Origin of the sequence: Paenibacillus algorifonticola (assembly GCF_050481745.1) — a bacterium.
In the GTDB taxonomy this organism is placed as follows: domain Bacteria; phylum Bacillota; class Bacilli; order Paenibacillales; family Paenibacillaceae; genus Pristimantibacillus; species Pristimantibacillus algorifonticola_A.
Window position 1 is genome coordinate 24,055 of record NZ_JBCNGR010000033.1, and the last position, 25,400, is coordinate 49,454.

Sequence of the window (25,400 nt, forward strand, 5' to 3'; positions counted from 1 at the left end):
CTTTAAATTGGTGTAAGTTTTTTTAATTCTTACCATCAATTATACAGGATGTCCAAAGCTTTTTGGCCGACTTTCCACCTTTTTCTTGTCGTGAAGGTATAAACGTCCGCAAAACGGACAAAATAAAATTATCGACGTCGCAAGATGTCGTAGACAACCGCGGAGAAGACTTACGTTCCCCATAAGCTCTTCGTCCGGTTTCTCCTCTCCCATGAATAGAGCGTCCCGAAAGGGGCGCTCGATTTTTTTGTGTTTTATTTTACAGAAGCATTCTGAGCCATAAACCATATACCTGTTTCTTTTAAGGATTTAATGGTGTATGTAATGCCATTGCGCTCGGCAGATTTATTCAAGTTATACATATCAACATTGCTTTCCATCAAACCTAGCTCCTCAAAAATATCTCCGCTTTCATTGGTTTCCAGCTCAGGATTAGTGGCTCCGATTAAAGCCCCGAATGACAAAATCAAATTAGCACCTGATTGCGGAGTACCGTCACCAGCATCCATATTACTTTTCACCTACGAAATAATATAAATTAACTGTTAAGTTGGAATGCGACTTCCAGCTTTTTCGATCCGGTTTGGGCTTCGCCTGTACTCGTTAATGCCATTTTACCGGTAGCGAGCTTAGAGGAAGAATTATCGTTCTGGACGACATCAATAAACACAGAGTTGACGATCTGCGATTTAGTGAGCGCGATTGAGCATGCATGCTGCACAAGCTTTTTCAGCTCTTGTTGATTGGCGGTTAGCGTACCGAGCGTAACATGCCAAATACCAGAGTCATCCATACGTTCTTCCGTTATTTCGTATTCAGGCAGCTGCACTTCAGGCGAGGAGGAGAGGGATGTCAGCTGCTCCAAACTTGTTGTTATTGAAGGGGGAGACGGCACTTCATCCGCTATTTGCTTATCTTTATTCCCCGTGTAAATAATTCCAACCATACTGCCCGCTAGGGCAACGACAATGATAAATCGGGTCTGATTGAATAACAGCTTTTTTCGTTTCAATTGTAACGACTCCTATACTGAAATTTACTTGAATTGCGTGCGAACCCCTTCAAAAGCGGCTTTCATATCATCGCTAGTTGCGGTTGAAATGAATCCAAAGCTGAATTTATCATCTATAATAAGGCCGATAAACTCCTTATCCCCGTCTCCTTTGACCAAGGTCAAGGAGCCTTTCGTGCCGTCTTTTTCATAATCAACCGTTTCCACAACTTTCGGATTTAAAAAATGATCCTTCTCATCATTAACCGCAGATGCGGCAAATGCAAATATGCTTTGAACATCAGGATGCATATACTCCTGGGCAAATTTCTTTCTGGCCTCTACATCGGTTTCGTTGTAGTAGGAGTTAATATAGCCAAGCGTAAGCTGCTCGCTTACGTCCAAGTCCTTTTCAGGCTTGGAGGTTGGTGCGGCAGTTGCCTCGGTTTCCGGTGAAGGAGATGCCGAAGTCTCAATCTTCGCTGTAGGGCTTGGTGATGCAGGAGCCGCTTCATCCGAGGAGCACCCGCTCAGAACGCTAATAGCGACCGCTGTTAATAGGCCATAACTAATCTTTTTGTAAAATGTTTTTCTCGTTTGCAAGGTGTCCGCTCCCTTTATCATTGTTTCGACACCAATATACTACAAAAGTTATGTTTTGGCGATATGTGGAAGGATGAATAGATAGAATAGAGGAAAATTCCATATAACTCCTCAGTGTAATATGAATATTTTTATTTAAACAGACTGTTTTTTTATGTAATTAAGCAATAAAATGACCTTATAAAACAGCGGGAGATGGTCATGTGAAGGGTTTATTCATTAATATTACAAAAAGTTTGCTTGTATTAAGCTTTGTGGTATCGTTTTTTGTTTTTGAAAAGAGTGCGTTTGCAGCGGTGCCAACGGATAATGGTCTGCTGAACTGTGTGAAATTGAGTCGGGGCGCAAATGACAATCAAGATACTGTACCAATCACGACACTGGCAATGAATGATAATGTTGAGACTGGAAATTCATATAATGAGATTGGCCGTGATAGTACAAAAAGTTTTGACATCGTCTGGTACGAATTTTCGGAAGCTAAGAGAATTGATTCTTACTACTTAAAAACACAAAACAATTTAGGAACTTTAAAGATGAAGTTTATTGATACAAATGGCACAAGTTATGAGATTACTAATTTGAACCGAAATGGTGTGAATACTGCATTTCCAACACCATATGAAAATATAAAAAAGGTAGAACTTATTAACAAAGACCATGAAGAGGAAAAAATAGCTCATGTTTATGAGTGGGATCTATTCGGAACACCTGTAGCAAGCCAAAGCATCCAAGCGGTTGCTGGAACAGACGGCATTCAGCTAACATGGGAGAACGTGACGAATGGAGTTACTTATAAGGTAAACAGAACAACTGCTAGCGGTGGGGCTTATACGACGATTGCATCAGGCGTTTCCGGCACTTCCTATTTGGATGCGAGCGTTGTGAAAAATACGACTTATTTCTATCAAATTGTGGCGGTAAGAAATAATGTGGACTGCTCCTGCTCATTTGAAGCTTCAGCACAAACATTGCAGAACAACCGTGCTATTCTAGTGATCACGATGACTAATGGTCTTGAGAAAGAATACGATCTTACGATGGCAGAAGTAAATGCCTTCATCGATTGGTATGATGCGAAGGATGCCGGAGTAGGCAAAGAAAAATACTCCTTCAATAAAACATGGAATAAAGGACCGTTCCTCAGCCGGACAGATTACGTTATTTTTGATAAAATCTTGTTTTTCGATGTAAGTGAATATGAGGATACGACCATTTAAGAGGGGGCAACCCCTCTTTTTTTTATTTTAAGGTCGATCATATAGAACGTTCTGCTGTGACCGCAACTCCTCTTTATCATCCCATGGCAATTATGGTACGATAGGCGAGGATAGCGAATAAAGGGGGCATTTGGCAGTGAGAGTCATTGCGGGCGCAGCCAAGGGACGACCGCTGAAGGCGGTGCCTGGCAACAACACAAGACCTACGACCGATAAGGTGAAGGAAGCGATTTTCAGCATGATTGGGCCTTTTTTTGACGGGGGCGTTGCGCTGGATTTGTTTGCTGGAACCGGAGGGCTTGGCATAGAGGCTTGGAGCAGAGGGGCCGAGCGGACGATTTTTATCGATCAGGAGAAAAATAGCATCGACATCATTCGCCACAATACGCAGGCGGCCGGCATGGGGCAGGAAGCGGAAATTTACCGCAACGATGCGGAGCGGGCATTGAAATTGCTGGAAAAGCGTGGAATCGCTTTCTCGCTTGTTTTTTTGGACCCGCCATACCGAATCATAACGGCGGACAAGCTCATGACTTACATGGCTGACCACGGCATGCTTGAAGAAGGGGCAACGATTGTCGTTGAACACGACGCAGCCCATAGCTATGAGGAGCAGTGGAGCGGCTTTTTTCAACTGAAAAAAAACAAATACGGCGATACGGCGGTAACGATTTATCGCTACGAGCCAAATGTTACTCAAAATGGAGGACTTAACGATGCAGACGAATGACCAGATTCGCGTAGCCGTATACCCTGGAAGCTTTGACCCTGTCACTTTTGGGCATTTGGATATTATCCGCCGTTCGGCGAAGCAGTTCGACCATTTAATAGTAGCTGTACTTAATAATACGATCAAAAATCCGCTGTTCAGCCTGGAGGAGCGCAAGGAAATGATTACCGAGCTGACATCGGACTTGAAAAATGTTTCGGTAGAAAGCTTCCGCGATCTGCTTGTGCGTTTCATGAAGTCCCGCAACGCCAACGTGATTGTACGAGGCATTCGTTCCGTGACGGATTTTGAATACGAGCTTACGCTGGCATCGACGAACCGGCTGCTAGATGAGGATATTGATACAATTTTTATGATGACCGATCCGAAATACTCCTATCTCAGCTCCAGCATCGTCAAAGAGATCGCGCAGTTTCAAGGTGCGGTGTCTGAGCTTGTTCCGCCTGCGGTGGAGAAACGCCTGACTGAGAAGTACAAGTCGAAGCAGTAGAAGCTGCTCGGCTTAGCTAAGCTATATCCATAGTTGGAACCAGGCATTATTTAGGTGTTTCAGCCTCTCTTCGTGCCAGCATATACAGTGCTGCGAGCAGCAGTACGAGCAGTGCTGATGCAGCCAACGTATAGGGCCATAGATTAGGGAATTGCTGCGCGTGAAAATAGTCCGGAAAAGGGCTGTTCATCCACGCCCCGTTTGTTGAAACAGCTGGCAGCGCGCTAGCGGCTTGCCGCAAAAAATCAAAAGGGGCGCTGGCAAGCAGCAGCTGCGCCGGCTTCCACAAGAGCACAACGAACCAAGCGGCATGCCCGGCATGAAGCAGCTTGGCGCCAGCGAGCGGGAGCAGCTTAAGATCTGTGCCGCTCGTTGAATAGCCTGCCTGCAGCAGCCCGCTGATGCCGCTCCATGCGAGTATCGCGGCGGTGATTGCGGTGCTCAGCACAGGTGCCAGGTTCGGTGCTTCCAATACGGCAGCTGTGTAGGTGCCGATATGGCTTTCGAGCAGCGCGGGCAGGAAGAGCGCTTCCCACCAGCTTCCTGAGCTGATAAACAGCCAAAGCGGCTGCATAAGCCGGGCGATGACGGCGGTGAAAATGATCAGGCCGCCAATCAGCATCAGCTTCTGCACGCCGCCGGATACGGCTTCGCCGAGCGCCCGCCCGAAGCCGCGGCCGTCGCTTTCCCGCGCGGCGGTGATGGCCTTGGCCGCCCGCTCAATTAAGCGGCCTTCCTGCACCTGGGCGGCGCGGGCCGGCATAGCCTCGGACCTGCTGGTCAGCAGCAGCAGCCAGGCTGTCCAAAGCGCAGCCAGCCAGACGGCTGCTGCGATGAGCAGCCCCAGCTCCGGCTGATGCATAAAGCCTGCGCCGAGAACGACAAGCATGAAGATGGGATTCGGCATATGTGAAAAGGCGAGCAGCCGCTGGCCTTCCTGGAGCGTAACATGCCCATGCCTGCGAAGCACGGCCGTCGTTTCAGCACCAGCGGGAAAGCCGGATAGCCAGCCGAACAGCAAGGGCAGTGCAGCCTCTCCAGGAAGGCGGAACAATCGGCGCATGAGCGGCTGGAGCAGCACGCCAATTCCATGAACGAGGCCAAAGGCGGTAATGAGCTCAAATAGGACGAGAAACGGCAGCAGCCCGGGAAAAACAATATTCCACCATAAGGTCAGCCCTTGAAGGGAAGCTTGAAAGGCTGCCTCGGACTGGTAAATAACAGCTCCGACCAGCAGAATGGATGCTAGCGCTGCGAGCAAGGTTTTAGCCACTGGACGATCAACTCCATTTCAGGTCATCGTATCGTAGGGAACGGTTGCTTGAGAGCGTTGGGAGATTGCGAAGGGCAGCTAGTATAGCGGCTTGTACGATATGTATGCACTCGCTTGGCCCGTTAGACCGTTGTTAGATGGGATAAAGAAGCTTTATGAGGAACGGAGGGGCGCAAGTTGTCCTTGAAATCGTCTGGAGTAAGGCAGCTAGGTTTTATTATGCTGGCGACCGCTTTATTCATGTATTTGCTGTTGTACGCACCAACCCCCTATGTCATGTACGAGCCCGGACTTGCTGCCCCGACGAAGCCGATGGTGCGTTTAGTAGAGGAGCGGGATAGCGATGCAGCGGTGAAGCCTTCTTCAAGCCCATCGCCCAATTCGACGCCAGAAGAGGGCGCTTTTCTTATGACAGCTGTTAGGCTCTCGGATGCGAATTGGTGGGAAACCCTCTCTTCGGCATGGGATAAGGATATCGCGACATACAGCCGCTCATCGATATTACGCGGTTATACGGAGCAGGAATATGCTGAGCGAATGACCGTCGTCATGCAAGGCTCGCAAAATCAAGCTATTGAAGCCGCGTACCGCTTCGCGCATCTTTCCTATCAATCAGTGGTTGACAGCATTGCGGTGTCGGATGTGCTTCAGGGCAGTGATGGCAGCGGTTGGAAGCCGGGAGATATCCTCATTTCGTTAAAAGGCGGCAAGCCCTTTGCGGATGCCAAGCAAATCGTCACCGAGCTTGGTGCCTACAAGTCGGGCGATGAGGTCGTATTTACCGTGAAGCGGGGCGGAGCAGAGCAAGACGTTGCGATGAGGCTGGGGGCGTATGAGGCTCCTTTAACGTTGGATAAGCTTCCTGGCGCGCTTGGCGGTATACAGCTTGCTGAGCTTCGCAGCCTGCAGCCGGATGACAGCCGCTTTAAGCTGCAAATTAATGCAGGAGCCATTGGCGGCCCCTCGGCGGGGCTGATGTTTGCTCTGCAGTCGCTTGATTTGCTGCTCGGCAAGCAGGATTTGACGGGTGGCGCGATTATTGCCGGAACAGGTACAATCGCAGCGGACGGGACGGTCGGAGAAATTGGCGGAATCGCGTTCAAGGTCATTGCGGCGAGCCGCGAGGGGGCTGAGCTGTTTCTCGCCCCGTCCGAGAACTACAAGGAGGCTGCGGACAAGGCGAAGGACATCAAGGCGAGCATGAAAGTCGTCAGCGTGAATAGTCTTAGCGAGGCTAAGCAGGTCATTGAGCAGTATGTCAGCGAAAAATAGGCCGTTTGAATTAGAGCATGATTGGCTTGGCATAATAGTCGCGAAATAAGGCGCCCGGCTGCTGGCTTCTTGTATTAGCAAGCATATAGGCAGCAGTAGCTTGCGTATCAAGCTCTAAATAACGGTAGGGCTGCTCGGCTGCCGACGCGCTTAAGAGGACGGGCAAGGTTGCGGTCGTGCGCATTTTTCGCAGTAGCCCTTTGCCTTTTTCGCTAAAACCAAGCACGCGAATATATTGCAGCCCGCTGCGCAGCTTGTCCGGTGTGAAATCCGACTTGGCATGTCCAAGCAAGATCGAAAGCAGAGACCGCTGCAGCTTCGTTCGGGTGTAGCGTTTCGTTTTGAGCTCGGCAAGCAAGTGCTCCATCTGAAGCTCCTTTAGGCGAGGCAATGTTTTGCGAATGCGGTGTTCAAGCCCCTCGGTTATTTCATGCAGCTCGGCCAGCTGCTCTGCTGAACGGGTGACGATAGCATGCAGCAGCGGCGAAGTGAAGCTGTCCCAGCTTACGGGACTACGCCCTGCATCCCATTCGCGCGTCAATACGTCATAGGTTGTGTCTGGCACGAATGGTTTAATGCCTGCAAGCTGCCGTTCCAGCAGAAGCTGCTTGCGTATGGCTGTAGCGCTGGCAATGGCGCTGTCCGTTACGTCCTCCTGGTTGTAAGCGGCTTTCTCACGACGAATCGTAAAAGGCTCCATTCGCCCGCCAAGACGCGCAAGGGCAATCAAATAATGCAGCCCCAGCGTATGGTTGGGCATGGCAAAAGGAAAAGCGGCAGCCTCCGACTTGCCTATGCTGCTCAAATAAGCGGCTACAGCGCTGCTGTAGGCGCTCGGGTAGCTCATCCCCGTAGCAAGCAGCTCCTTTAGCTGCAAGGAGAAAGCGTGCGGCTCCTGCGCGATGACGGAGGCGGCATCGATAAGCGGAGCCAAATCGCCGCTTTCCGTTCCGAAGCAGAAGCCATCGACGACGCCTGTTGCCTCCAGAAGCGCAACAGCGCCGTAGGAGAACCATTCTGCTGCCTGTGTTGCGTAGGCTACAGGAAGCTCAATGACGAGATCGCAGCCTCCGCGCAGCGCGGCCTCTGTACGGCTCCATTTGTCCATTACGGCTGGCTCGCCGCGCTGAAGAAAATGCCCGCTCATGACAGCGACAACGGCGTCAGAACCGCTTGCCAGCAGCGACTGCTGCAAATGATAGCGATGGCCGTTATGAAACGGATTATATTCAACAATTAATCCTACCGTACGCATATAACCGTGCTCCTTAATTGTAAAATGGTTGCATTACAAGGTAAAACGGCTGCCTTCCGTCCTTGGTCGGCGCGGCACATTTCAGTCCGAGAAATATAAGCCTATTTATAGTTGTGAAACTTATAAATTCTTATGTTTCAAGAATAGCACAGCTATGATTAAGATAAAATCAGAGCCCTCATTTTCAAACGTTGAAAGTGGGAAATAGCTATTCCTCTGTGAAAATGTTGACAAAACCCTTATAAAATAGCTATAATAAATTTTGTTTGTTTGAGGTGATAATATGCAGTTTCATGTAGAAGAAACGATGTCCAAGAGGTTGAAGCATACAATCAATGAATCCATTGATGTTGCCCCTCTATTTGAAGGACGGGCTGATGTGATTCACACAGGTCCGCTCCATGTAGCGCTTGAGGTAGAAGGAAATGCAGGGTCGATTTTGGTTGATGGTCAAATGACGATCGATTGGGAGCTTGCTTGCTCCAGATGCCTGGAAGCCGTTCAGGAGCATACAGTTATTCCTTTCTCCGAGCAGTTTGAGCCTGCGCCGAAACGTGGCCAAGACGAGGATGAGCAGGAAGAGGATGACGACAGCGACTTCATTGCGGTATCCGGTGAAAGATTGAATTTGCAGCCTTATGTGGAAGAGGCGCTTCAACTGTTTATGCCGTTTGCCCCGCTTTGCAAGAGCGATTGTAAAGGACTTTGTCACACATGCGGACAGAACTTAAATGAACAGACATGCAGTTGCAACAACGAGAAGCTTGACCATCGTTTTGCAGCATTGAAGGATTTGTTCAAGGATCAATAGTGTATCGCTTCGCGAATATTGTGAAGGAGGTGTTAAACATGGCAGTACCTCAAAGAAGAACGTCCAAAACTCGCCGCGACAAACGTCGCACTCACTTTAAGCTGGCTGTGCCAGGTATGGTAAAATGCGAGCAATGCGGAGAGCTGAAATTGGCTCATCACGTATGCAAAGTGTGCGGATACTACAAAACGAAAGAAATTATTGCTCAATAATTTCCGGGATCTCACAATGGCACTTCATCGCTTGGTGAGGTGCTGTTTTTTTGCACACGTTTAGCTCCTTATAGCAGCGTTTTTCGTTTCGTCACGGGACGAAGTCGCCTTTAATTAGGTGGAAGTAGCCGTCAAGGCTTGCTTCGCTGCTTACAGAGGCTTTTTTTATAGAGAAGTTTAGTACCAGGTGATAATAGTAGATGTTGGTCTGTTGGGCCGACGTTTTTATAAAATATATGATTGGTGAAAAGGGCTGTTTTTGTGCCTGCTCACGCCAGTCCAAGGTGGTGCCGACGATCGAACGAATGCCCAAACGGCAGCGGCATCAGCTGCTTGCCAAACTTATGGAGGAAAATCCGTTCATGACAGACCGGGAGCTTACTAGGCATTTAAAGGTAAGCATCCAAACGATCCGCCTGGATCGGATGGAACTTGGTATTCCCGAACTGCGCGAGCGGCTGAAGCTGATGGCGGAGCGTTCGTACGATACGGTACGGTCATTGCCGCTTCATGAAGTGATAGGTGATATTGTTGATCTGCAGCTGGATAAAAGCGGAATTTCGATCTTTGAAATACGAGAGGAGCATGTGTTCTCGCGAACCGGCATTGCCCGGGGCCATCATGTTTTTGCCCAAGCCAATTCGCTGGCCGTCGCCATTATCGACAATCCCATCGCTTTAACGGTAACGGCGGACATTCGGTTCATTCGCCCAGTAAAATTAGATGAAAAATGCATAGCGAAAGCCTATGTGAGGTCTATTTCCGGCGAACGCTCCAAAGCAAAGGTCGAAATTTTCACGTATGTCGGTGAAGAAATGGTTTTTCAAGGGAATTTTGTGATTTTCCGCTCCGCGGGGGAGGCGGAGAATGAAGGAGGGGACGAACATGCGGATAGCCATTGATGCTATGGGCGGAGATAATGCGCCTGGCCTCATTGTGAAGGGCGTGCTTGAAGCCGCGCATGAGTGGCCGGATACGGAGCTTGTACTGGTCGGAGATACTGCCGTCATTGAACAGCTGATGGGTGGCGATAAGCCAGCCAATATTAGTCTGTGTCATGCCGATGAGGTCATCGGTCCAGATGATGAGCCGGTAAAGGCCGTTAGGCGTAAAAAAGGAGCCTCCATGGTCGTTGCGGGCCAGCTCGTCCGTGAAAAACGCGCAGACGCGATGCTGTCTGCCGGGAATACAGGAGCATTAATGACGACAGGACTGCTCGTTGTCGGCCGTCTGGATGGCATTGAGCGTCCGGCACTCGCGCCAATGCTCCCAACGATGGATGATGTCGGTATGCTGGCGCTCGATTTGGGCGCTAATATGGACGCGAAGCCAGAGCATTTATTGCAATACGCTATTATGGGGAGCATTTATCGCTCCAAAGTACATGGAATGGAAAAGCCGCGTGTCGGGCTGCTCAACGTTGGAACGGAAGCACGCAAGGGCAATGAACTGACTAAGGCAGCGTATGATCTGCTTGAACAGGCGCCGATTCATTTTATCGGAAATGTTGAAGCGAGAGATGTGCTTAGCCGCAGCTGTGATGTCCTCATTTGCGACGGCTTTGCCGGGAATATTATGCTGAAGGCGATGGAAGGCACGGCAGGCTCCCTGTTCGGCTTTATCAAAGACGCTTTTGGCGAAACGCTGCTTACGAAGCTCGCCGCAGCAATCATGCTGCCGAAGCTGCGAAAGCTCAAAAGCAAAATGGACTATAAAGAACATGGTAGCGCACCGCTGCTTGGCTTGAACGGACTCGTCATGAAATGTCATGGCTCCTCTGACGAGGTAGCTGTCAAAAGCGCGATTCGCCAGGCGCGAATTGCCATTCAAGGCAAGCTGACTGAATCAATCGCAGCGGAAATAAGCGGGAAGTGAGTGTGTTGTGGTGAATTTGCATCCTGTAGGCATTATTGGTACAGGCAAATATGTGCCTGAACGTATTATAACGAATCAGCAGCTGGAACAAATGGTTGAAACAAATGATGAATGGATCGTTACCCGTACTGGGATTAGCGAGCGCCGGATGGCTGCACCCGAAGAAGCAACTTCGGATCTCGCTTATGAGGCCTCCAAAGCTGCAATTGCAGCTGCGGGACTTACGGTAGAGGATATCGACCTCATTATCGTGGCAACGATAACGCCAGACATGGCTTTTCCATCGACCTCCTGTCTGCTTCAAGAGAAGCTTGGAGCCAAGCAGGCGGCAGCATTCGATCTTTCGGCAGCTTGCTCGGGCTTTATTTATGGCCTTGCGACAGCAACGAGCATGATTTCTTCCGGCTTGTATAAGCATGTGCTTGTTGTTGGAGCAGAGACGCTTTCGCGCATTACGGACTACACGGACCGCAATACATGCATTTTGTTTGGCGACGGTGCGGGAGCGGTAGTGCTTGGTGAGGTGCCAGAAGGCAGAGGCTTCAAGTCCTTCCAACTCGGAGCGGATGGAGGCGGCGGCGAGCTGCTGAAAGTAAGCGGCGGTGGTTCCCGCATGCCAGCTTCGGAGGAAAGTGTCGCATCACGGCAGCATTTTATCCATATGGCTGGCAATGATGTGTTTAAATTTGCGGTGCGCATTATGGGCAGCGCAGCAGAGGAAGCGCTTCACAAAGCGGATATGACGAAGGATCAAATCGATCTGCTAATTCCGCATCAGGCGAATATCCGAATCATTCAATCGGCGCTTAACCGTTTGAATTTGTCTGAAGAGAAATGCATGATTAATTTGAACAACTACGGCAATATGTCGGCAGCATCGATTCCGGTTGCGTTGGCGGAAGCGGTTGAGCAAAATCGTGTGAAAGAAGGAGACGCTCTCGTATTCGTCGGCTTTGGCGGCGGATTGACTTGGGGAGCTTCTGTATTGATTTGGTAACGGAGGGATTGCAGGATGGGTAAAACCGCTTTTGTATTTCCAGGACAAGGCGCTCAGGCTGTAGGGATGGGCAAAGATGTTTATGAAGCGTTCGCGCGCTCGCGCCAGGTTTTTGAACAGGCAGACAATGCGCTTGGCTTCAAGCTGAGCGAGATTATTTTTGACGGGCCGGAAGATTCGCTAAAGCAGACGGCGAATACGCAGCCTGCGCTGCTTACGGTAAGCGTCGCGCTATTGCAAGCACTAGAAGGCCGCGGTTTGAAAGCAGACTATGTAGCGGGCCACAGCCTTGGGGAGTATAGCGCGCTAGTAGCATCGGGCGTCTTGTCCTTTGAGGACGCCGTTCGTACGGTACGTTCCCGTGGTCTCTTTATGGAGCAGGCGGTACCTGGCGGACATGGCGCAATGGCAGCTGTACTTGGCGCAGAGCGCGAGGCGCTTGCCGAGCTTTGCCGTACGGTAACGGAAGAAGGCCATATTGTTGAGCTTGCGAACGTGAACTGCCCCGGGCAGATCGTCGTTTCAGGTTCGGCGGCAGGCGTTGCGGCCATTGTTGAACGCGGCAAGGAAGCTGGCTTCAAGCGGGTCATTCCACTTGAGGTAAGCGGTCCCTTCCATTCTTCGCTTATGAAGCCTGCTGCCCAGCAGCTTGCTGGCGTATTGGCTGGCGTAAACATGAGCGATGCAGCTGTGCCTGTTGTAGCTAACGTAACAGCTAGTGCAGTGACGGATGCGGCGGAACTTCGCGGACTGCTGGTCGAGCAAGTCTACTCCCCTGTACTGTGGGAAGACAGCGTTCGTTATTTAATCGCGGAAGGCGTAGATACTTTCATGGAAATCGGCTCAGGCACGGTGCTTGCCGGCTTGATCAAAAAAATCGATAAATCCGTCAAGGTGATTTCGCTTAACAGCATCGCAGCTCTGGATGCTTTGCAAGCAGCCGAATAGGGGAGGTTTTATCATGTTCGCGAATTTGGAAGGCAAGAAGGCGCTTGTAACAGGCGCTTCCCGAGGGATTGGCAGAGCGATTGCGATCGCGCTGGCAGAAGCCGGGGCCGATGTTGCCATTAACTATTCGGGCAGCGAGGCAGCAGCCGCTGAGACTGCTCAAGCTGTAGAGGCACTCGGGCGCCGTGCAATTGTACTGCAGGCAAATGTAGGCAATACGGCTGAATTCGAGGCTATGGTCAAGGATGTGCTGGAGCAGTTCGGTGCTATTGATATTCTGGTAAATAATGCCGGAATTACAAGAGATAACCTGATCATGCGTATGAAGGAAGAGGAATTTGACCAAGTTATTGAGACGAACTTGAAGGGCGTTTTCAATGGCATCAAGGCGGTTACTCGTCCAATGATGAAGCAGCGTTCAGGCCGCATTATTAATATTTCATCCGTCGTTGGGGTGCTTGGTAATCCTGGACAAGCGAACTATGTTGCCGCTAAGGCTGGCGTTATTGGCCTTACGAAAGCTAGCGCGAAGGAACTGGCTTCGCGTGGCATTACAGTCAACTGCGTCGCTCCTGGCTTCATTCAGACTGAAATGACGGACAAGCTTCCAGCAGAAATGAAGGAATCGCTTTCCGGTCAAATTCCGCTTGCGCGCCTTGGCAGCCCTGAGGATATTGCAGCAGCTGTACGTTTTCTGGCGTCTGATGCAGCAGGCTATATGACGGGTCAAACCGTTCATGTAGATGGTGGCATGTACATGTAATACAGGGCCGCTAGGGCTTTGCCGGGAATTAAAACGGTTACGTATGGCATTTTAGTTTTAATTCTCGTATAATACCAAGGAGGAGGTGAACCGGATGTCCGAAGTAATAGATCGCGTAAAACGTATCGTTGTAGACCGCCTAGGTGTAGACGAAGCGGAAGTAACGCTTGAAGCTTCATTTAAAGATGACCTCGGCGCTGACTCGCTCGATGTCGTGGAATTGGTCATGGAGCTTGAAGACGAGTTCGATATGGAGATCTCTGATGAAGATGCAGAGAAAATCACAACAGTAGGAGAAGTTGTTAAATACATACAATCTCTTAACTAAGGAAGCCTGGGTCCCGTTGTCACAAACGGGACTTCTCTCCATCTAGGGCATGTGATTATGAAGACGAATAAATGAGCGTAAGAGCTATTTATATATAAAAGATACAGCGCAGCAGCGTGTTATCTATATTGCAGTTCATAGAGGTGAATCGAAATGAAGCAAAGAGTTGTCGTTACAGGTATGGGAGTTATGACTTCCCTCGGATATGAGCTTGAGGAGTTTTGGGGCAATTTGCTCGCAGGCAAGTCTGGTGTGTCCGTTGTGGAAGCGTTCGATTTTTCGGAATACCCAACCTACATTGCCGCAGAAATCAAAAACTTCAATCCGGAGGATTTCGGATTGGACAAGAAGGAAGCGCGCCGTATGGATCGCTTCGTGCAGTTCGCTGCGGTAGCCAGCCAATTGGCGGTTAAGGATGCAGATTTGAAAATCGGTGAAAACGCTGATGAAGAACGCGTTGGCGTTATGATTGGTTCCGGTATTGGCGGCCTGGGCACTTGGGAGGATCAGCATAATATTTTGCTGGAGAAAGGTCCAAAGCGCGTCAGCCCGTTTTTTATTCCAATGATGATCGCCAATATGGCATCTGGTCAAGTATCCATGCTGACAGGCGCGAAAGGCCCGAACAGCACAGCGGTTACCGCTTGTGCGACAGGCACGCATTCCATTGGTGATTCTTATAAAATGATTATGCGCGGCGACGCTGATGTCATGCTGTGCGGCGGTGCTGAGGCGACTATCCGTCCAACGGGAATGGCTGGCTTCTGCTCTATGCGCGCTATGTCCGTTCGCAATGATGAGCCAAGCAAAGCAAGCCGTCCTTTCGATATTGACCGCGATGGTTTCGTTATGGGCGAGGGTGCAGGCGTGCTTGTATTGGAATCCCTCGAGCATGCCCAAAAACGTGGAGCTCGGATCTACGCTGAAATTATTGGCTATGGCATGAGCGGCGATGCGCATCATATGACAGAGCCTGATCCGGACGGCGCAGCACGCTGTATGGTGAAAGCGCTCAAAGATGCTGGACTTGCTCCAGAAGAAATCGATTATATTAATGCGCACGGTACTTCAACGCCAGTAGGCGACCGTTCGGAGACGAAAGCGATTAAGAAAGCATTTGGCGACCATGCTTATAAGCTGGCAGTCAGCTCGACGAAGTCGATGACGGGACATTTGCTTGGCGCAGCCGGCGGAGTGGAAGCGGTTATTTTAGGCTTGACGCTGCAAAACGGTATCATTGCACCAACGATTAACTTAGACAACCAGGATCCGGAATGTGATTTGGATTATGTGCCGAATGAGCCGCGCAAAGCGGATGTTCGTATCGCAATGTCCAACTCCTTCGGTTTTGGCGGTCATAATGCGACGATCGTGATGAAAGTTTATGAAGCATGATTCTCTAAGCGAGCTGCAGTCGCGTCTGGGGCTACGCTTCAAACAACATAGGCTGCTGAAGCAAGCTTTCACGCATACGTCGTATGTAAATGAGCATAAACATGGCACAATCGAGCATAATGAGCGTTTGGAGTTTTTGGGCGATGCGGTATTGCAGCTGCTCGTCTCAGAATTTCTGTTTCGCTCTTATCCACGTCGGCCGGAGGGCGAACTTACGCGCATGCGCGCCTCGGTCGTATGTGAACCGTCACTTGCCCTTTTTGCGGAACGGCTCGCTCTTGGCGCCTACGTCCTGCTGGGACGGGGTGAAGAGCAGCTGGGCGGCAGACAGAGGCCGGCACTGCTGGCGGATTTGTTTGAAGCATTTGTCGGTGCGATTTTTCTCGATGCGGGTATGGATCGGGCCCGTGCTTTTCTTGAAGAGCATGTGTTTCCATTCATCGAATCGAACGATTACGGCCTGCTCGTGAAGGATTTCAAATCCAAGCTGCAGGAGCGCGCCCAGCATCATGGGCTAGGTACGGTAGAATACCGGATTACCGAGGAGCGCGGACCGGCGCATGATCGCGAGTTTGTCGTGGAAGTGATTTTGGGTGATGCCAGATGCGGCAGCGGCAGCGGTCGGACGAAGAAGGAAGCGGAGCAGCGCGCAGCGGAAGAAGCGTGGCACTCCCTTTCCGCTCAGCCGTAAAGAGGAAGCTATAGGAAGGGGCTACTGGGATATTAATAAATCCCGGCAGCCTCTTTTTTAAATATGACTATGTGTACGTTGCTATTAACCCTTTTAGTTGGTCCTCGTTATGCTCCAACCAGTTATCCCGCTCAATTAGTTGATTCGCAATGTAGGAAAAGGCATAAGAAATGTCCTTTCCTGCCCTGAATTGTCCAATATATATGTGTAGAACCGCAATATGGTACAAACGGGTTAACGTACGTAGTTGGCTCAATTCCTCAGATGACAAGGTTCGAAATGATACATATCCTTCAATAAACGCTGCCGCCATTTCAAGGGAGCCGCCAGACATTTGGAGCACATGGTTGAGGCTAATTACAAATTCCAAAAATGAGATATCAATCGCGAGGAAATCAAAGTCCAAGACTCCCGTAATGCAGCGGTCTACGGATAATAAATTGAATACTAATAAGTCGTGATGTACCATTTGCAAAGGTAAGGATAATAAAGCCTCACGATTTGATTCAACTGAAATCAGTGCTTCGCTATAATAATGTTTTTGCTCGTCTGTAACGGGAAAAGGCGGTTGTTTCCAGAAAGAAGCTGTAATTTCTGCCGTCGCAAGAGGATGTAGCTGATACAAGCTAGTAAACGGAGTTCCATTATATTTAAAATTCTTTGGTTGTTCATATTTTTTCAGCCTTGCACTAACTTCACCGACGACGCTGCCAAATAAGTAAGCATCATCAGGTATTTGAATCGGCGGAGCGGTTCCTTGAATAAAGGTTACGAGTGCGCCTAATGATCCGTCTGATAACGTCACAGACAAGTCTCCATTTCGCGTGGGCAGAAACGACGGGATATTAAAGGGAAGCGCTGAGCGCAATAGAAATGCTGTCACTTCCATTTCTAAGTGCAAGCTTTCTGAGGTCTTCGTATAAAGGTCATAATGACGTGCTACGTATTTTTGGTCGTTTACTATTACAAAACAGGTTGTATTAGTTAACCCAAAGGGCACGGGTTCAGTTTGTACAATATCTAGAGGGAAATAATGCTCGATAATTGATTGCAGCGCTGGTGTCATTAAAGCGACTCCTCCTCTTTGTTGGTTATGTTCTACTCGCTTGTCTAGGCTAACTATAAGTCATTTTTCTATGTGCTATGTTCGTTTTCATGAAGGGAAAAATGTGAAGTTACCAATCAATTACTTTTATTCGACGTTGTATTTTCATATCCCTTGCTATCAAGGTAGCGAGCAAAGAATAAGGCAGGTAGAGTGCTGATTGATTTAACCAGGTTTTTAGTACGGAGGTGTCCATGCCCAAAAACGCCTGAAATAAAAACAGAAAATCTTTTTCTGCCCATTGCTTCTATTTCTCGGAATAAAACGTGCCACGCACCAAAGGACGGCGACAGGTGTTTCACTTTGACTAGAAGGAGAGAACTCGGCTATAGCAGCAGAGAGCATAAAGTGAGGTTATCCGGCGTCTGGATTTTGTGGTACAATAGCGGGTGAGGTGAAAGACAATTTATGTTCCTTAAGCGTATTGAACTAGCAGGTTTTAAATCGTTTGCCGATAAGACGGAGATGGAGTTCGTTACGGGGATTACGGCAGTGGTTGGCCCTAACGGCAGCGGCAAAAGCAATATTTCCGACGGCATCCGCTGGGTGCTCGGCGAGCAAAGCGCCAAAAGCCTTCGCGGCGGCAAAATGGAAGATATTATTTTCGCCGGAAGCGATGCGCGCAAAGCAGTCAATTATGGCGAAGTGTCGCTGACGCTCGACAATACGGATGGAGCACTGCCACTGGAGTACAATGAGGTGACAGTAACCCGCCGTGTCCATCGCAGCGGTGACAGTGAATATATGATTAACAAGCAATCATGCCGGCTCAAGGATATTACGGAGCTGTTTATGGATACGGGAATCGGCAAGGAAGCTTATTCGATTATCGGACAAGGCCGTATTGAGGAAATACTAAGCACAAGGTCTGAGGATCGCCGTGGTATTTTTGAAGAGGCTTCCGGTATCGTTAAATATAAATCGCGCAAGCGGGAAGCGCAGAAGAAGCTTGATGAGACGGAGCAGAACCTGCTGCGCATACACGATTTGGTTACTGAGCTCGAAGACCAGGTAGGGCCGCTCAAGGAACAATCGGAGAAAGCGATTCATTATAAAGCGCTGCGGGAGCAGCTGCGGACGAAAGAAATTTCCATGTACGTTCACAACATTGATTCGGTCCATAAATCTTGGTCGGAGGCAAATGCCAAGCTGGAGGTGCTCAAGCAAAGTGAGCTGGAGCTGTCAACGGTTGTGAGCAAGCATGATGCGCATTTGGAGAAGGATCGCCTTGCGCTGCGTGAAATAGAGGAGAAGCTCGACCGCCTGCATGAAGCGATGCTGCAATACAGCGAGGATTATGAAAAATGCGAAGGCTACGGCGAGGTTTTGAAGGAACGCAAACGCAATTTGGAGCATAACAAGCTGCAGCTTGAGGAATCCGCTGCGTCTCAGGATGCCCGCATCGGCACGCTGATGCAGGAAGAGGCGGAATTCCGCAGCCGTGCGGCTGCTCTGGAGCTGCAGCTTGCAGATTTGAAGTCGAAGCTGGCGGAGGAGGAAGACCGTCTTATTGGCGTTGTTGGCGGAGCTGCTCCGGATGCCGAGGAGACGCTGAAGGGCGAGCTGCTTGAAGTGCTTAGCGCAATGGCGGAGCTGCGCAACGAAATTCGTTATGCCCAGCAGCAGAAGGAAGCTGTTGGACGGCGAATGGAGCGTCTTGGCGAGGATGAGCTGAAGTGGAAAGAGCAGAAGCGGAAAAGTGGAGCTAGACGTGCGCAGCTGGAAGCACAGCTGGAAGCGATTTTGAAAGATATTAATGCCGCCCGCAACAAATACATAGATGAGGCTGAAAAAGCGAAGCAGACCGGGCAGTATGTAGATGAAGCGGCTGCAGCTATTCGCAAATGGGAGCAAAAAATCGACGCCAGCATTTCCCGTCGCGATACGATGAAAGAAATGCAGGATGCACTCGATGGCTTTATGCACGGCGTTCGGGAAGTGCTCAAGGCGTCGCGCCGCACTTCAGGCGGCATTAGTGGCGTTCATGGCGCGGTTGCCGAACTGGTACGCGTGCCAGAGCGAATCGAGGTAGCGGTTGAAACAGCGCTTGGCGGTGCGCTTCAGCATGTGGTCATGGAGGATGAGAAAACAGCACGCGCAGCGATTGCATTTTTGAAGCAGCGGCAGTTGGGCCGAGCTACCTTCCTGCCTCTCGATGTCATTCGCGCAAGGCAAGTGCCGGAGCATGACAAACGACTGGCAGAAAATGCAGAAGGTTTTGTAGGAGTTGCTGCCGATCTTGTCTCGTGCGATCCGCAATATAAGTCTATTATTCAAAATTTGCTCGGCAATGTATTGCTTGCTGAAAATTTGGAGCAGGCAAACCGCATTGCCTCTAAATGTCAATATCGCTACCGGGTTGTAACGCTAGAGGGCGATGTTGTAAATGCCGGGGGCTCGATGACAGGCGGAAGCTTGCAGAAAAAAGGGGCAAGCTTGCTTGGACGGCAGCGGCAAATTGAAGGGCTGGATGAGGAAATTACGGCAGCTGAGGCAACGATGAAGCAGCTGCGCGACAAGCTTAGCGACCTTCGCAAGGAGCAATCAATCCGATCGCAAAATATGGAGGAGCTGCGTTCGCGTTCGGAGCAATCGCGTATTGACGAGCAGCAGGTACGGGCAGAGCTCCAGCAGCTGGCCTCTGAAGAAAAGCAGCTTAATGAGCAGGAGCAGCTGTATTCCGCTGATCGCAGCAGCCATTTGGCAGAGCAGCAAACGATGCAGGCTACATCTGAGGAAGCGCAAGCGAAGCTTGAGAAGCTGGTAACAGACGAGGCTAGGCTGCAGGAGGCGATCAAGCTTGCTGAGGAACGCCGCAAAGCAAGTGAAACCGCGAAGGAAGCGCTCCAGGGCCAACTAACGGATTTGAAAATCAGCTCAGCCAAGACGGATCAAGAAAAGCAGTCGTTTGAGGACCAAGCCGCCCGTGTTCGGGCTGATATTGTAAGGGCGAAGCAGGAGCTTGGCAATGTCCGCTCGCTGCTTGCACAGCAGGAAGAGGAGATCACTCGCCATGCTGAGGAGAGCGTGCAGCAGGTGGAGCAGCTTAATCACTTGAAGCTTAAGAAGCAGGAATGCTCGGAGCAGACGGATTTGCAGCGTTCGGCAAGGGCGGATCGAATCCGTGAGCTGGAAGAGGGCGAAAGCGAGACGAAGGAGCAGCGTACGCAGCTCCGGCAAATCGAGGAGCAGCTGCGTCAAAATGAAATCGCCGCCAATCGCCTTGATGTGGAGCTGGACAATTTGCTGCGCAAGCTCAGCGAGGAATATGAGCTGAGCATTGAACTGGCGAGAGAGCAATACCCTGTGCCTGAAGATGTCATTGGCACGCAAAATCTGGTTCGTGATTTGAAACGCCAAATTACGATGCTAGGCGATGTGAATCTGGGCGCTATTGACGAGTATGAGCGCGTCAAGGAGCGTTATGAGTTTTTATCGGAACAGAAGGATGATCTGGTGGAAGCCAAGACGACGCTTTATCAAGTAATTCGCGAGATGGACGATGAAATGTCGAAACGGTTCAAAACGACCTTTGAAGCAATCAGAGGCCACTTCAGCATCGTATTTGCAAAGCTGTTCGGCGGCGGCCGGGCAGATCTTGTTCTAGTTGAGCCGGATCGCGTGCTTGATACGGGGATCGACATTGTAGCGCAGCCGCCAGGCAAGAAACTGCAAAACTTGCAGCTTCTCTCCGGCGGTGAGCGGGCGCTTACGGCAATTGCGCTGCTGTTTGCTATTTTGCAGGTGAAGCCAGTCCCTTTCTGCGTATTGGATGAGGTAGAGGCAGCGCTTGATGAAGCGAATGTATCGAGGTTTGCCCAATATTTGCGTGAATTTTCCGAGCTCACGCAGTTTATCGTCGTTACCCACCGCAAAGGCACGATGGAAGAAGCCGATGTGCTGTATGGCGTAACGATGGAGGAAGGCGGCGTATCGAAGCTCGTATCGGTGCGTCTGGAGGAAGAAGAGGAGCAAGCTACCGCGTAGCATGCTGCACTAAGAATGAGGAAATAATATAGCATAGTTACGAAGACGGAGGAGCAATCGCGATGAGTTTTTTCAAAAGATTGAAGGAAAGCATCGCTTCCAAGACGGAAGCGGTCACGACGATATTTAAAGAAGGGTTATCCAAAACCCGCACAGCGTTTGTCGAAAAAGTAGAAGAGCTCATTACGCGCCGGAAAAAGATTGACGAGGAGTTTTACGAGGAGCTTGAGGAAATTTTGATTGGCGCCGATGTAGGCGTCAATACCGTAATGAAGCTGATTGACGAGCTGCGCGCGGAAGTGAAAAAACGCAAAATCGAAGATGCGGCGGATTTGCAGCCGGTATTGTCGGAGAAGCTCGTTGAGCTGCTGAAAGGTGATGACAACGAGAAAACAGCGCTTCGCATGTCGGGAAGCGGCATTACCGTTATTTTGTTCGTTGGCGTCAATGGCGTTGGCAAAACGACGACGATTGGCAAGCTGGCCTACAAGTATAAAAATGAGGGCAAAAGCGTCCTTCTGGCGGCGGGCGATACGTTCCGCGCCGGTGCCATTGAGCAGCTGGAGGTATGGGGCCAGCGCGTAGGCGTTGATGTCATTAAGCAGCAGTCCGGCTCCGATCCGGCAGCCGTCATGTTTGATGCGGTGCAGGCAGCGAAGCAGCGGGGCGTAGATATTTTGCTTTGCGACACAGCGGGAAGGCTGCAAAACAAGTCTAATCTGATGGAAGAGCTCAATAAAATTTTCCGCGTCATTCAGCGTGAAATTCCAGATGCGCCTCATGAGGTGCTGCTGGTGCTCGATGCGACTACTGGCCAAAATGCACTCAGCCAAGCGAAGCTGTTCGGCGAGAAAAGCGGCGTAACCGGACTTGTATTGACGAAGCTTGATGGCACAGCTAAAGGCGGCATCGTCATCGCTATCCGCAATGAACTGAATTTGCCTGTGAAGCTGGTAGGCTTAGGCGAGAAGATGACGGATTTGCAACAGTTTGATTCGGAGCAGTTTGTACATGCCTTGTTTGCGGGCCTTATTAAAGATCAAGAGGGATCGGAAGAGGCGGAAACGCAGCAGTAAATCAGCTTTTTGAAAATATAAGAATGTATAAGTTTCTCCCTTATACTCTGCTTATTTTTCACCGCGAAACGTTAGCTTTACCGCCAGAGGACGGCTTTCGGCCGTTTACGCTTGGCCTGAAATGCATTCAGCTAGGGATGACAAGGTTTAAAGCTTGACAGTGCCTGCTTCAATCGTGTAAGATAAGAGACGTTGCTTAGGTGTAAAGGATTTACCCTTGACGGGAAGGAGCAAAGGTTATGAATGCTAGTGAACCAGACGCCCTTGCGAAGACGACCCGAATTAATTTATTGTTTGACTTTTATGAGCCCCTGCTCACTGAGAAGCAGAGGACTTCACTTAAATATTATTTTCACGATGATTTCTCGCTTGGGGAAATTGCAGCGGAATCCGGCATTAGCAGGCAGGCGGTTTATGAGCATGTCAAGCGCGCGGTACAGGTGCTTGAAAGCTACGAAGGCAAGCTTCGCTTGCTGGAGAAGCATGAAGCGCTGCAGCAGCTTGCCGAACATCTGGGAAATAGCGTAACGAAGCTTTCCCTTGGAACGGATGCCAAGCAGGGAATTCTAGATATAATCGAGCAATTAATAACGACGAACAACAGGTAAGGAAATAACGGAGGTGATGGATCATGGCGGCATTTGAAAGCTTGTCAAGCCGATTGCAAAACGTTTTTAGCAAGCTGAAGGGCAAAGGCAAAGTGTCCGATGCTGATGTAAACGAGGCGATGCGTGAAGTGCGTCTTGCGCTGCTGGAGGCAGACGTTAACTTTAAAGTCGTCAAAGATTTTATCGCCAAAGTAAAGGAACAGGCTATTGGTCAGGAAGTGGAGAAAAGCTTCACTCCAGGCATGGTCATTATTAACATCGTTAATAAAGAACTGACCGAGCTGATGGGCGGTACGCAAAGCAAGCTGGCGAAAGCGAATAAACCACCAACGGTTATTATGATGGTCGGTTTGCAGGGCGCAGGTAAAACAACAACGTCCGGCAAGCTTGCCAAGCTTCTACAGAAGAGCAATCATAAGCCTTTGCTAGTAGCCTGCGATATTTATCGTCCAGCTGCAATCAAGCAGCTGCAAGTGCTCGGCGAGCAAATCAATGCTCCGGTGTTTTCGCTTGGCGATCAAGCTTCTCCGGTAGAAATTGCGAAGCAAGGCTTGCAGCATGCGAAAGATAATCATAATGATTATGTCATTATTGATACAGCGGGCCGGCTTCATATTGACGAAACGCTGATGGACGAGCTGAAGCAAATTCATCAGCTGGTTAAGCCTGATGAAGTGCTGCTCGTTGTTGACTCCATGACAGGTCAAGATGCAGTTAACGTAGCACAAAGCTTCCATGAGCAGCTTGAGCTCACTGGTGTTGTTTTGACGAAGCTAGATGGCGATACCCGTGGTGGTGCGGCATTATCCGTTAAAGCTGTAACAGGCCAGCCAATCAAGTTTGCTGCTATGGGCGAGAAGATCGATTCGCTTGAGCCGTTCTATCCAGACCGGATGGCATCGCGGATTCTCGGCATGGGCGACATGCTTTCTCTTATCGAGAAGGCTCAGATGAATATTGATGCAGACAAAGCTGCCGAAATGGAGCGCAAGATGCGCACGGCTGAGTTTACATTTGATGATTTTCTGGAGCAAATGGCGCAGGTGCGGAATTTGGGGCCGATTGATCAGCTGATGGATATGCTACCAGGGATGGGCAAGGTCAAAGGCCTTAAAGACATGAAAATCGATGAGAAGCAAATTGGCCGTATTGAGGCGATTGTGCGCTCGATGACGAAGGAAGAAAAGACGAAGCCGGAAATTCTCAACCACAGTCGCCGGAAACGGGTTGCTGCCGGAAGCGGAACGTCGGTTGCCGAAGTCAATCGACTGATCAAGCAGTTTGATGACATGCGCAAAATGATGAAGCAGTTTTCGTCCATGATGGGGCCTAAAGGCCTTAAGGGCGGCAAGAAGGGCCTTAAAGGCATGCTGGGCAAAGGCATGAAGTTTCCGTTTTAAATAGCAAATAGGTTTATTAATTGAAGGAGGTGAATTTCACATGGCAGTACGTATTCGTTTGAAACGTATGGGTGCTCACAAAGCCCCTTTTTATCGCGTAGTTGTTTCTAACTCCCGTTCGCCGCGCGACGGTCGCTTTATCGAGGAGATCGGTACTTATAACCCGGTTGCACAACCGGCTCAAGTATCCATCAACGAAGAAAAAGCTTTGAAATGGCTGCAAAACGGAGCGCAAGCTTCGGATACAGCTCGCGACTTGCTTTCCAAAGCAGGCGTAATGAAAAAGTTCCATGAGCTTAAGCAACAGAAATAACTGTTGAACAGCGGAGGGCCTTTATAATGAAAGAATTGATTCTTGTCATAGCAAAGGCGTTAGTGGATCATCCGGAAGACGTAAGCGTGAAGGAAAGAGACGATGACCGCGGCATCGTATATGAGCTGTCGGTTCATGCGGAGGATGTCGGTAAAATTATCGGCAAGCAAGGCCGCATCGCGAAAGCGATGCGTACGGTTGTAACCTCCGCAGCTGTCAAATCAGAGAAGCGGGTTATCGTGGACATCATATCGTAAAACGTATTCGGAGAGGGTTAGGGTTGTTTATCCTAACCCTTTTTCAAACATAAAAGCAGGATGATATTCATAATGGATATTTTCTGTTTTTACGCAAAACGGCTGCTGCCGCCTTTTTTTGGGCCGGCGTCAGCCGTTTATGCGTGTATCATGAGGATTTTGCATAAATGGCCTTGAATGGCGGATCAAACGCTTATCGGCGTTCTGCGCTTCATTGATTTATGCAAAATCCTGATCATAATAAAAGAAAACACGAAAGAAAGGATACATGAATAATGAGCGGCAAATGGTTTACAGTTGGCAAAATCGTTAATACACATGGTCTGCGCGGCGAGCTCAAGGTGCTGTCCCAGACCGATTTTGGAGATCTGCGTTTTGCAGTAGGCAATAAGCTCGTTATGATACATGAGGAGCACGGCACGAAGCTGGAAGTAGAGATTGCGGGCTCCCGTGAGCATAAGGGCAATTATATTATTAAGCTTAAGGGATATAATGATATTAATGAAGTGGAGAAGTACAAAGGCTGGCTGCTGAAGGTAGCAGAGGAGCAGCTTGGGAAGCTGGATGAAGGGGAATATTATTTCCACGAAATTATCGGCTGTCGCGTCGTAACAGACGAGGGCGAGGAGCTGGGCATCATTTCTGAAATTTTGCGGCCAGGCGCTAATGATGTATGGGTCGTCGACCGTCCTAAAGGAAAAGGAAGCCAAGTGCTAATTCCCGTTATTGATGAAGTATTGCTGAACGTAGACATTGCGCAGAAGACTGTAACCGTTCATCTGATGGAAGGGTTGATTTAG

27 protein-coding genes are annotated in these 25,400 nt (G+C 49.7%); 21 read left to right on the forward strand and 6 right to left on the reverse strand.

Features of this window, described 5'->3' with window-relative positions:
* Nucleotides 1-254: 254 nt before the first annotated feature.
* Genes ABEW34_RS23770 through ABEW34_RS23780 form a run of 3 tightly spaced genes read right to left on the reverse strand, consistent with a single transcriptional unit; the run spans nucleotide 255 to nucleotide 1,594 of the window.
* A complete protein-coding gene (locus ABEW34_RS23770) occupies nucleotides 255-509 on the reverse strand; it encodes a hypothetical protein (protein ID WP_430162001.1) in 255 nt (84 codons plus the stop codon).
* Between the two features lie 29 nt (nucleotides 510-538).
* A complete protein-coding gene (locus ABEW34_RS23775; protein WP_430162003.1) occupies nucleotides 539-1,012 on the reverse strand; it encodes a hypothetical protein in 474 nt (157 codons plus the stop codon).
* 24 nt (nucleotides 1,013-1,036) lie between these two features.
* Nucleotides 1,037-1,594: a hypothetical protein gene (locus ABEW34_RS23780; protein WP_430162005.1), complete on the reverse strand. Its 558-nt coding sequence runs from the start codon at nucleotides 1,592-1,594 to the stop codon at nucleotides 1,037-1,039.
* A gap of 203 nt (nucleotides 1,595-1,797) precedes the next feature.
* On the opposite strand from ABEW34_RS23780, the gene ABEW34_RS23785 reads away from it, so the two are divergent.
* The 3 genes from ABEW34_RS23785 to coaD all read left to right on the forward strand — a co-directional run bounded on the left by ABEW34_RS23785 (nucleotide 1,798) and on the right by coaD (nucleotide 4,034).
* Nucleotides 1,798-2,814: a hypothetical protein gene (locus tag ABEW34_RS23785; protein WP_430162007.1), complete on the forward strand. Its 1,017-nt coding sequence runs from the start codon at nucleotides 1,798-1,800 to the stop codon at nucleotides 2,812-2,814.
* Between the two features lie 136 nt (nucleotides 2,815-2,950).
* A complete protein-coding gene (gene rsmD, locus ABEW34_RS23790) occupies nucleotides 2,951-3,544 on the forward strand; it encodes a 16S rRNA (guanine(966)-N(2))-methyltransferase RsmD (protein WP_430162009.1) in 594 nt (197 codons plus the stop codon).
* Nucleotides 3,531-4,034 carry a pantetheine-phosphate adenylyltransferase gene (coaD, locus tag ABEW34_RS23795; protein WP_430162011.1) on the forward strand — a complete coding sequence of 168 codons (504 nt, stop codon included), beginning with the start codon at nucleotides 3,531-3,533 and terminating at the stop codon, nucleotides 4,032-4,034. Before rsmD ends, coaD begins: the two co-directional genes overlap by 14 nt.
* A gap of 46 nt (nucleotides 4,035-4,080) precedes the next feature.
* Here coaD and ABEW34_RS23800 read toward each other — a convergent pair whose 3' ends face one another.
* Nucleotides 4,081-5,307: a nucleoside recognition domain-containing protein gene (locus ABEW34_RS23800; protein ID WP_430162013.1), complete on the reverse strand. Its 1,227-nt coding sequence runs from the start codon at nucleotides 5,305-5,307 to the stop codon at nucleotides 4,081-4,083.
* A gap of 177 nt (nucleotides 5,308-5,484) precedes the next feature.
* On the opposite strand from ABEW34_RS23800, the gene ABEW34_RS23805 reads away from it, so the two are divergent.
* Nucleotides 5,485-6,579: a YlbL family protein gene (locus ABEW34_RS23805; RefSeq protein WP_430162014.1), complete on the forward strand. Its 1,095-nt coding sequence runs from the start codon at nucleotides 5,485-5,487 to the stop codon at nucleotides 6,577-6,579.
* A gap of 10 nt (nucleotides 6,580-6,589) precedes the next feature.
* On the opposite strand, the gene ABEW34_RS23810 is transcribed toward ABEW34_RS23805, so the two are convergent.
* The gene (locus ABEW34_RS23810) at nucleotides 6,590-7,834 is read right to left on the reverse strand and encodes a nucleotidyltransferase (protein WP_430162016.1); all 1,245 of its coding nucleotides are present in this window, start codon (nucleotides 7,832-7,834) and stop codon (nucleotides 6,590-6,592) included.
* A gap of 283 nt (nucleotides 7,835-8,117) precedes the next feature.
* On the opposite strand from ABEW34_RS23810, the gene ABEW34_RS23815 reads away from it, so the two are divergent.
* The 10 genes from ABEW34_RS23815 (at nucleotide 8,118) to rnc (ending at nucleotide 15,854) form a co-directional block, all read left to right on the forward strand.
* A complete protein-coding gene (locus ABEW34_RS23815) occupies nucleotides 8,118-8,645 on the forward strand; it encodes a YceD family protein (RefSeq protein WP_056038343.1) in 528 nt (175 codons plus the stop codon).
* A 38-nt stretch (nucleotides 8,646-8,683) separates the two neighbouring features.
* Nucleotides 8,684-8,857 carry a 50S ribosomal protein L32 gene (gene rpmF / locus ABEW34_RS23820; protein ID WP_042160385.1) on the forward strand — a complete coding sequence of 58 codons (174 nt, stop codon included), beginning with the start codon at nucleotides 8,684-8,686 and terminating at the stop codon, nucleotides 8,855-8,857.
* A 305-nt stretch (nucleotides 8,858-9,162) separates the two neighbouring features.
* Nucleotides 9,163-9,759, forward strand: a complete 597-nt coding sequence (gene fapR, locus ABEW34_RS23825; RefSeq protein WP_430162189.1) for a transcription factor FapR — start codon at nucleotides 9,163-9,165, stop codon at nucleotides 9,757-9,759.
* Nucleotides 9,743-10,732: a phosphate acyltransferase PlsX gene (plsX, locus tag ABEW34_RS23830; RefSeq protein WP_430162019.1), complete on the forward strand. Its 990-nt coding sequence runs from the start codon at nucleotides 9,743-9,745 to the stop codon at nucleotides 10,730-10,732. Before fapR ends, plsX begins: the two co-directional genes overlap by 17 nt.
* Before the next feature lie 10 nt (nucleotides 10,733-10,742).
* A complete protein-coding gene (locus tag ABEW34_RS23835) occupies nucleotides 10,743-11,729 on the forward strand; it encodes a beta-ketoacyl-ACP synthase III (RefSeq protein WP_430162191.1) in 987 nt (328 codons plus the stop codon).
* 15 nt (nucleotides 11,730-11,744) lie between these two features.
* Nucleotides 11,745-12,677, forward strand: a complete 933-nt coding sequence (gene fabD / locus ABEW34_RS23840) for an ACP S-malonyltransferase (RefSeq protein ID WP_430162021.1) — start codon at nucleotides 11,745-11,747, stop codon at nucleotides 12,675-12,677.
* Nucleotides 12,678-12,690: 13 nt separating this feature from the next.
* Nucleotides 12,691-13,440, forward strand: coding sequence for a 3-oxoacyl-[acyl-carrier-protein] reductase (gene fabG / locus ABEW34_RS23845; protein WP_430162023.1), 750 nt, complete (start codon nucleotides 12,691-12,693; stop codon nucleotides 13,438-13,440).
* A 94-nt stretch (nucleotides 13,441-13,534) separates the two neighbouring features.
* The gene (acpP, locus tag ABEW34_RS23850) at nucleotides 13,535-13,768 is read left to right on the forward strand and encodes an acyl carrier protein (RefSeq protein WP_046230681.1); all 234 of its coding nucleotides are present in this window, start codon (nucleotides 13,535-13,537) and stop codon (nucleotides 13,766-13,768) included.
* Between the two features lie 153 nt (nucleotides 13,769-13,921).
* Nucleotides 13,922-15,163, forward strand: a complete 1,242-nt coding sequence (fabF, locus tag ABEW34_RS23855; protein ID WP_056038332.1) for a beta-ketoacyl-ACP synthase II — start codon at nucleotides 13,922-13,924, stop codon at nucleotides 15,161-15,163.
* Complete coding sequence (rnc, locus tag ABEW34_RS23860) at nucleotides 15,153-15,854, forward strand: ribonuclease III (RefSeq protein ID WP_056038330.1); 702 nt, start codon at nucleotides 15,153-15,155, stop codon at nucleotides 15,852-15,854. Before fabF ends, rnc begins: the two co-directional genes overlap by 11 nt.
* Before the next feature lie 67 nt (nucleotides 15,855-15,921).
* Here the strand turns inward: rnc and ABEW34_RS23865 are convergent, their stop codons facing one another.
* Nucleotides 15,922-16,920 (reverse strand): phosphotransferase enzyme family protein, encoded by a 999-nt coding sequence (locus ABEW34_RS23865; protein ID WP_430162026.1) that lies wholly within the window; start codon nucleotides 16,918-16,920, stop codon nucleotides 15,922-15,924.
* Between the two features lie 447 nt (nucleotides 16,921-17,367).
* On the opposite strand from ABEW34_RS23865, the gene smc reads away from it, so the two are divergent.
* The 7 genes from smc to rimM all read left to right on the forward strand — a co-directional run bounded on the left by smc (nucleotide 17,368) and on the right by rimM (nucleotide 25,400).
* Complete coding sequence (smc, locus tag ABEW34_RS23870) at nucleotides 17,368-20,946, forward strand: chromosome segregation protein SMC (RefSeq protein ID WP_430162028.1); 3,579 nt, start codon at nucleotides 17,368-17,370, stop codon at nucleotides 20,944-20,946.
* A 62-nt stretch (nucleotides 20,947-21,008) separates the two neighbouring features.
* Nucleotides 21,009-22,022, forward strand: coding sequence for a signal recognition particle-docking protein FtsY (ftsY, locus tag ABEW34_RS23875; RefSeq protein WP_430162030.1), 1,014 nt, complete (start codon nucleotides 21,009-21,011; stop codon nucleotides 22,020-22,022).
* Between the two features lie 239 nt (nucleotides 22,023-22,261).
* Complete coding sequence (gene ylxM, locus ABEW34_RS23880) at nucleotides 22,262-22,630, forward strand: YlxM family DNA-binding protein (protein WP_430162032.1); 369 nt, start codon at nucleotides 22,262-22,264, stop codon at nucleotides 22,628-22,630.
* Nucleotides 22,631-22,653: 23 nt separating this feature from the next.
* Nucleotides 22,654-24,030, forward strand: coding sequence for a signal recognition particle protein (ffh, locus tag ABEW34_RS23885; RefSeq protein WP_430162034.1), 1,377 nt, complete (start codon nucleotides 22,654-22,656; stop codon nucleotides 24,028-24,030).
* A gap of 40 nt (nucleotides 24,031-24,070) precedes the next feature.
* Nucleotides 24,071-24,343 carry a 30S ribosomal protein S16 gene (gene rpsP / locus ABEW34_RS23890; protein ID WP_046230688.1) on the forward strand — a complete coding sequence of 91 codons (273 nt, stop codon included), beginning with the start codon at nucleotides 24,071-24,073 and terminating at the stop codon, nucleotides 24,341-24,343.
* Nucleotides 24,344-24,369: 26 nt separating this feature from the next.
* Nucleotides 24,370-24,600 carry a KH domain-containing protein gene (locus ABEW34_RS23895; RefSeq protein WP_046230689.1) on the forward strand — a complete coding sequence of 77 codons (231 nt, stop codon included), beginning with the start codon at nucleotides 24,370-24,372 and terminating at the stop codon, nucleotides 24,598-24,600.
* 275 nt (nucleotides 24,601-24,875) lie between these two features.
* Nucleotides 24,876-25,400, forward strand: coding sequence for a ribosome maturation factor RimM (gene rimM, locus ABEW34_RS23900; RefSeq protein WP_430162037.1), 525 nt, complete (start codon nucleotides 24,876-24,878; stop codon nucleotides 25,398-25,400).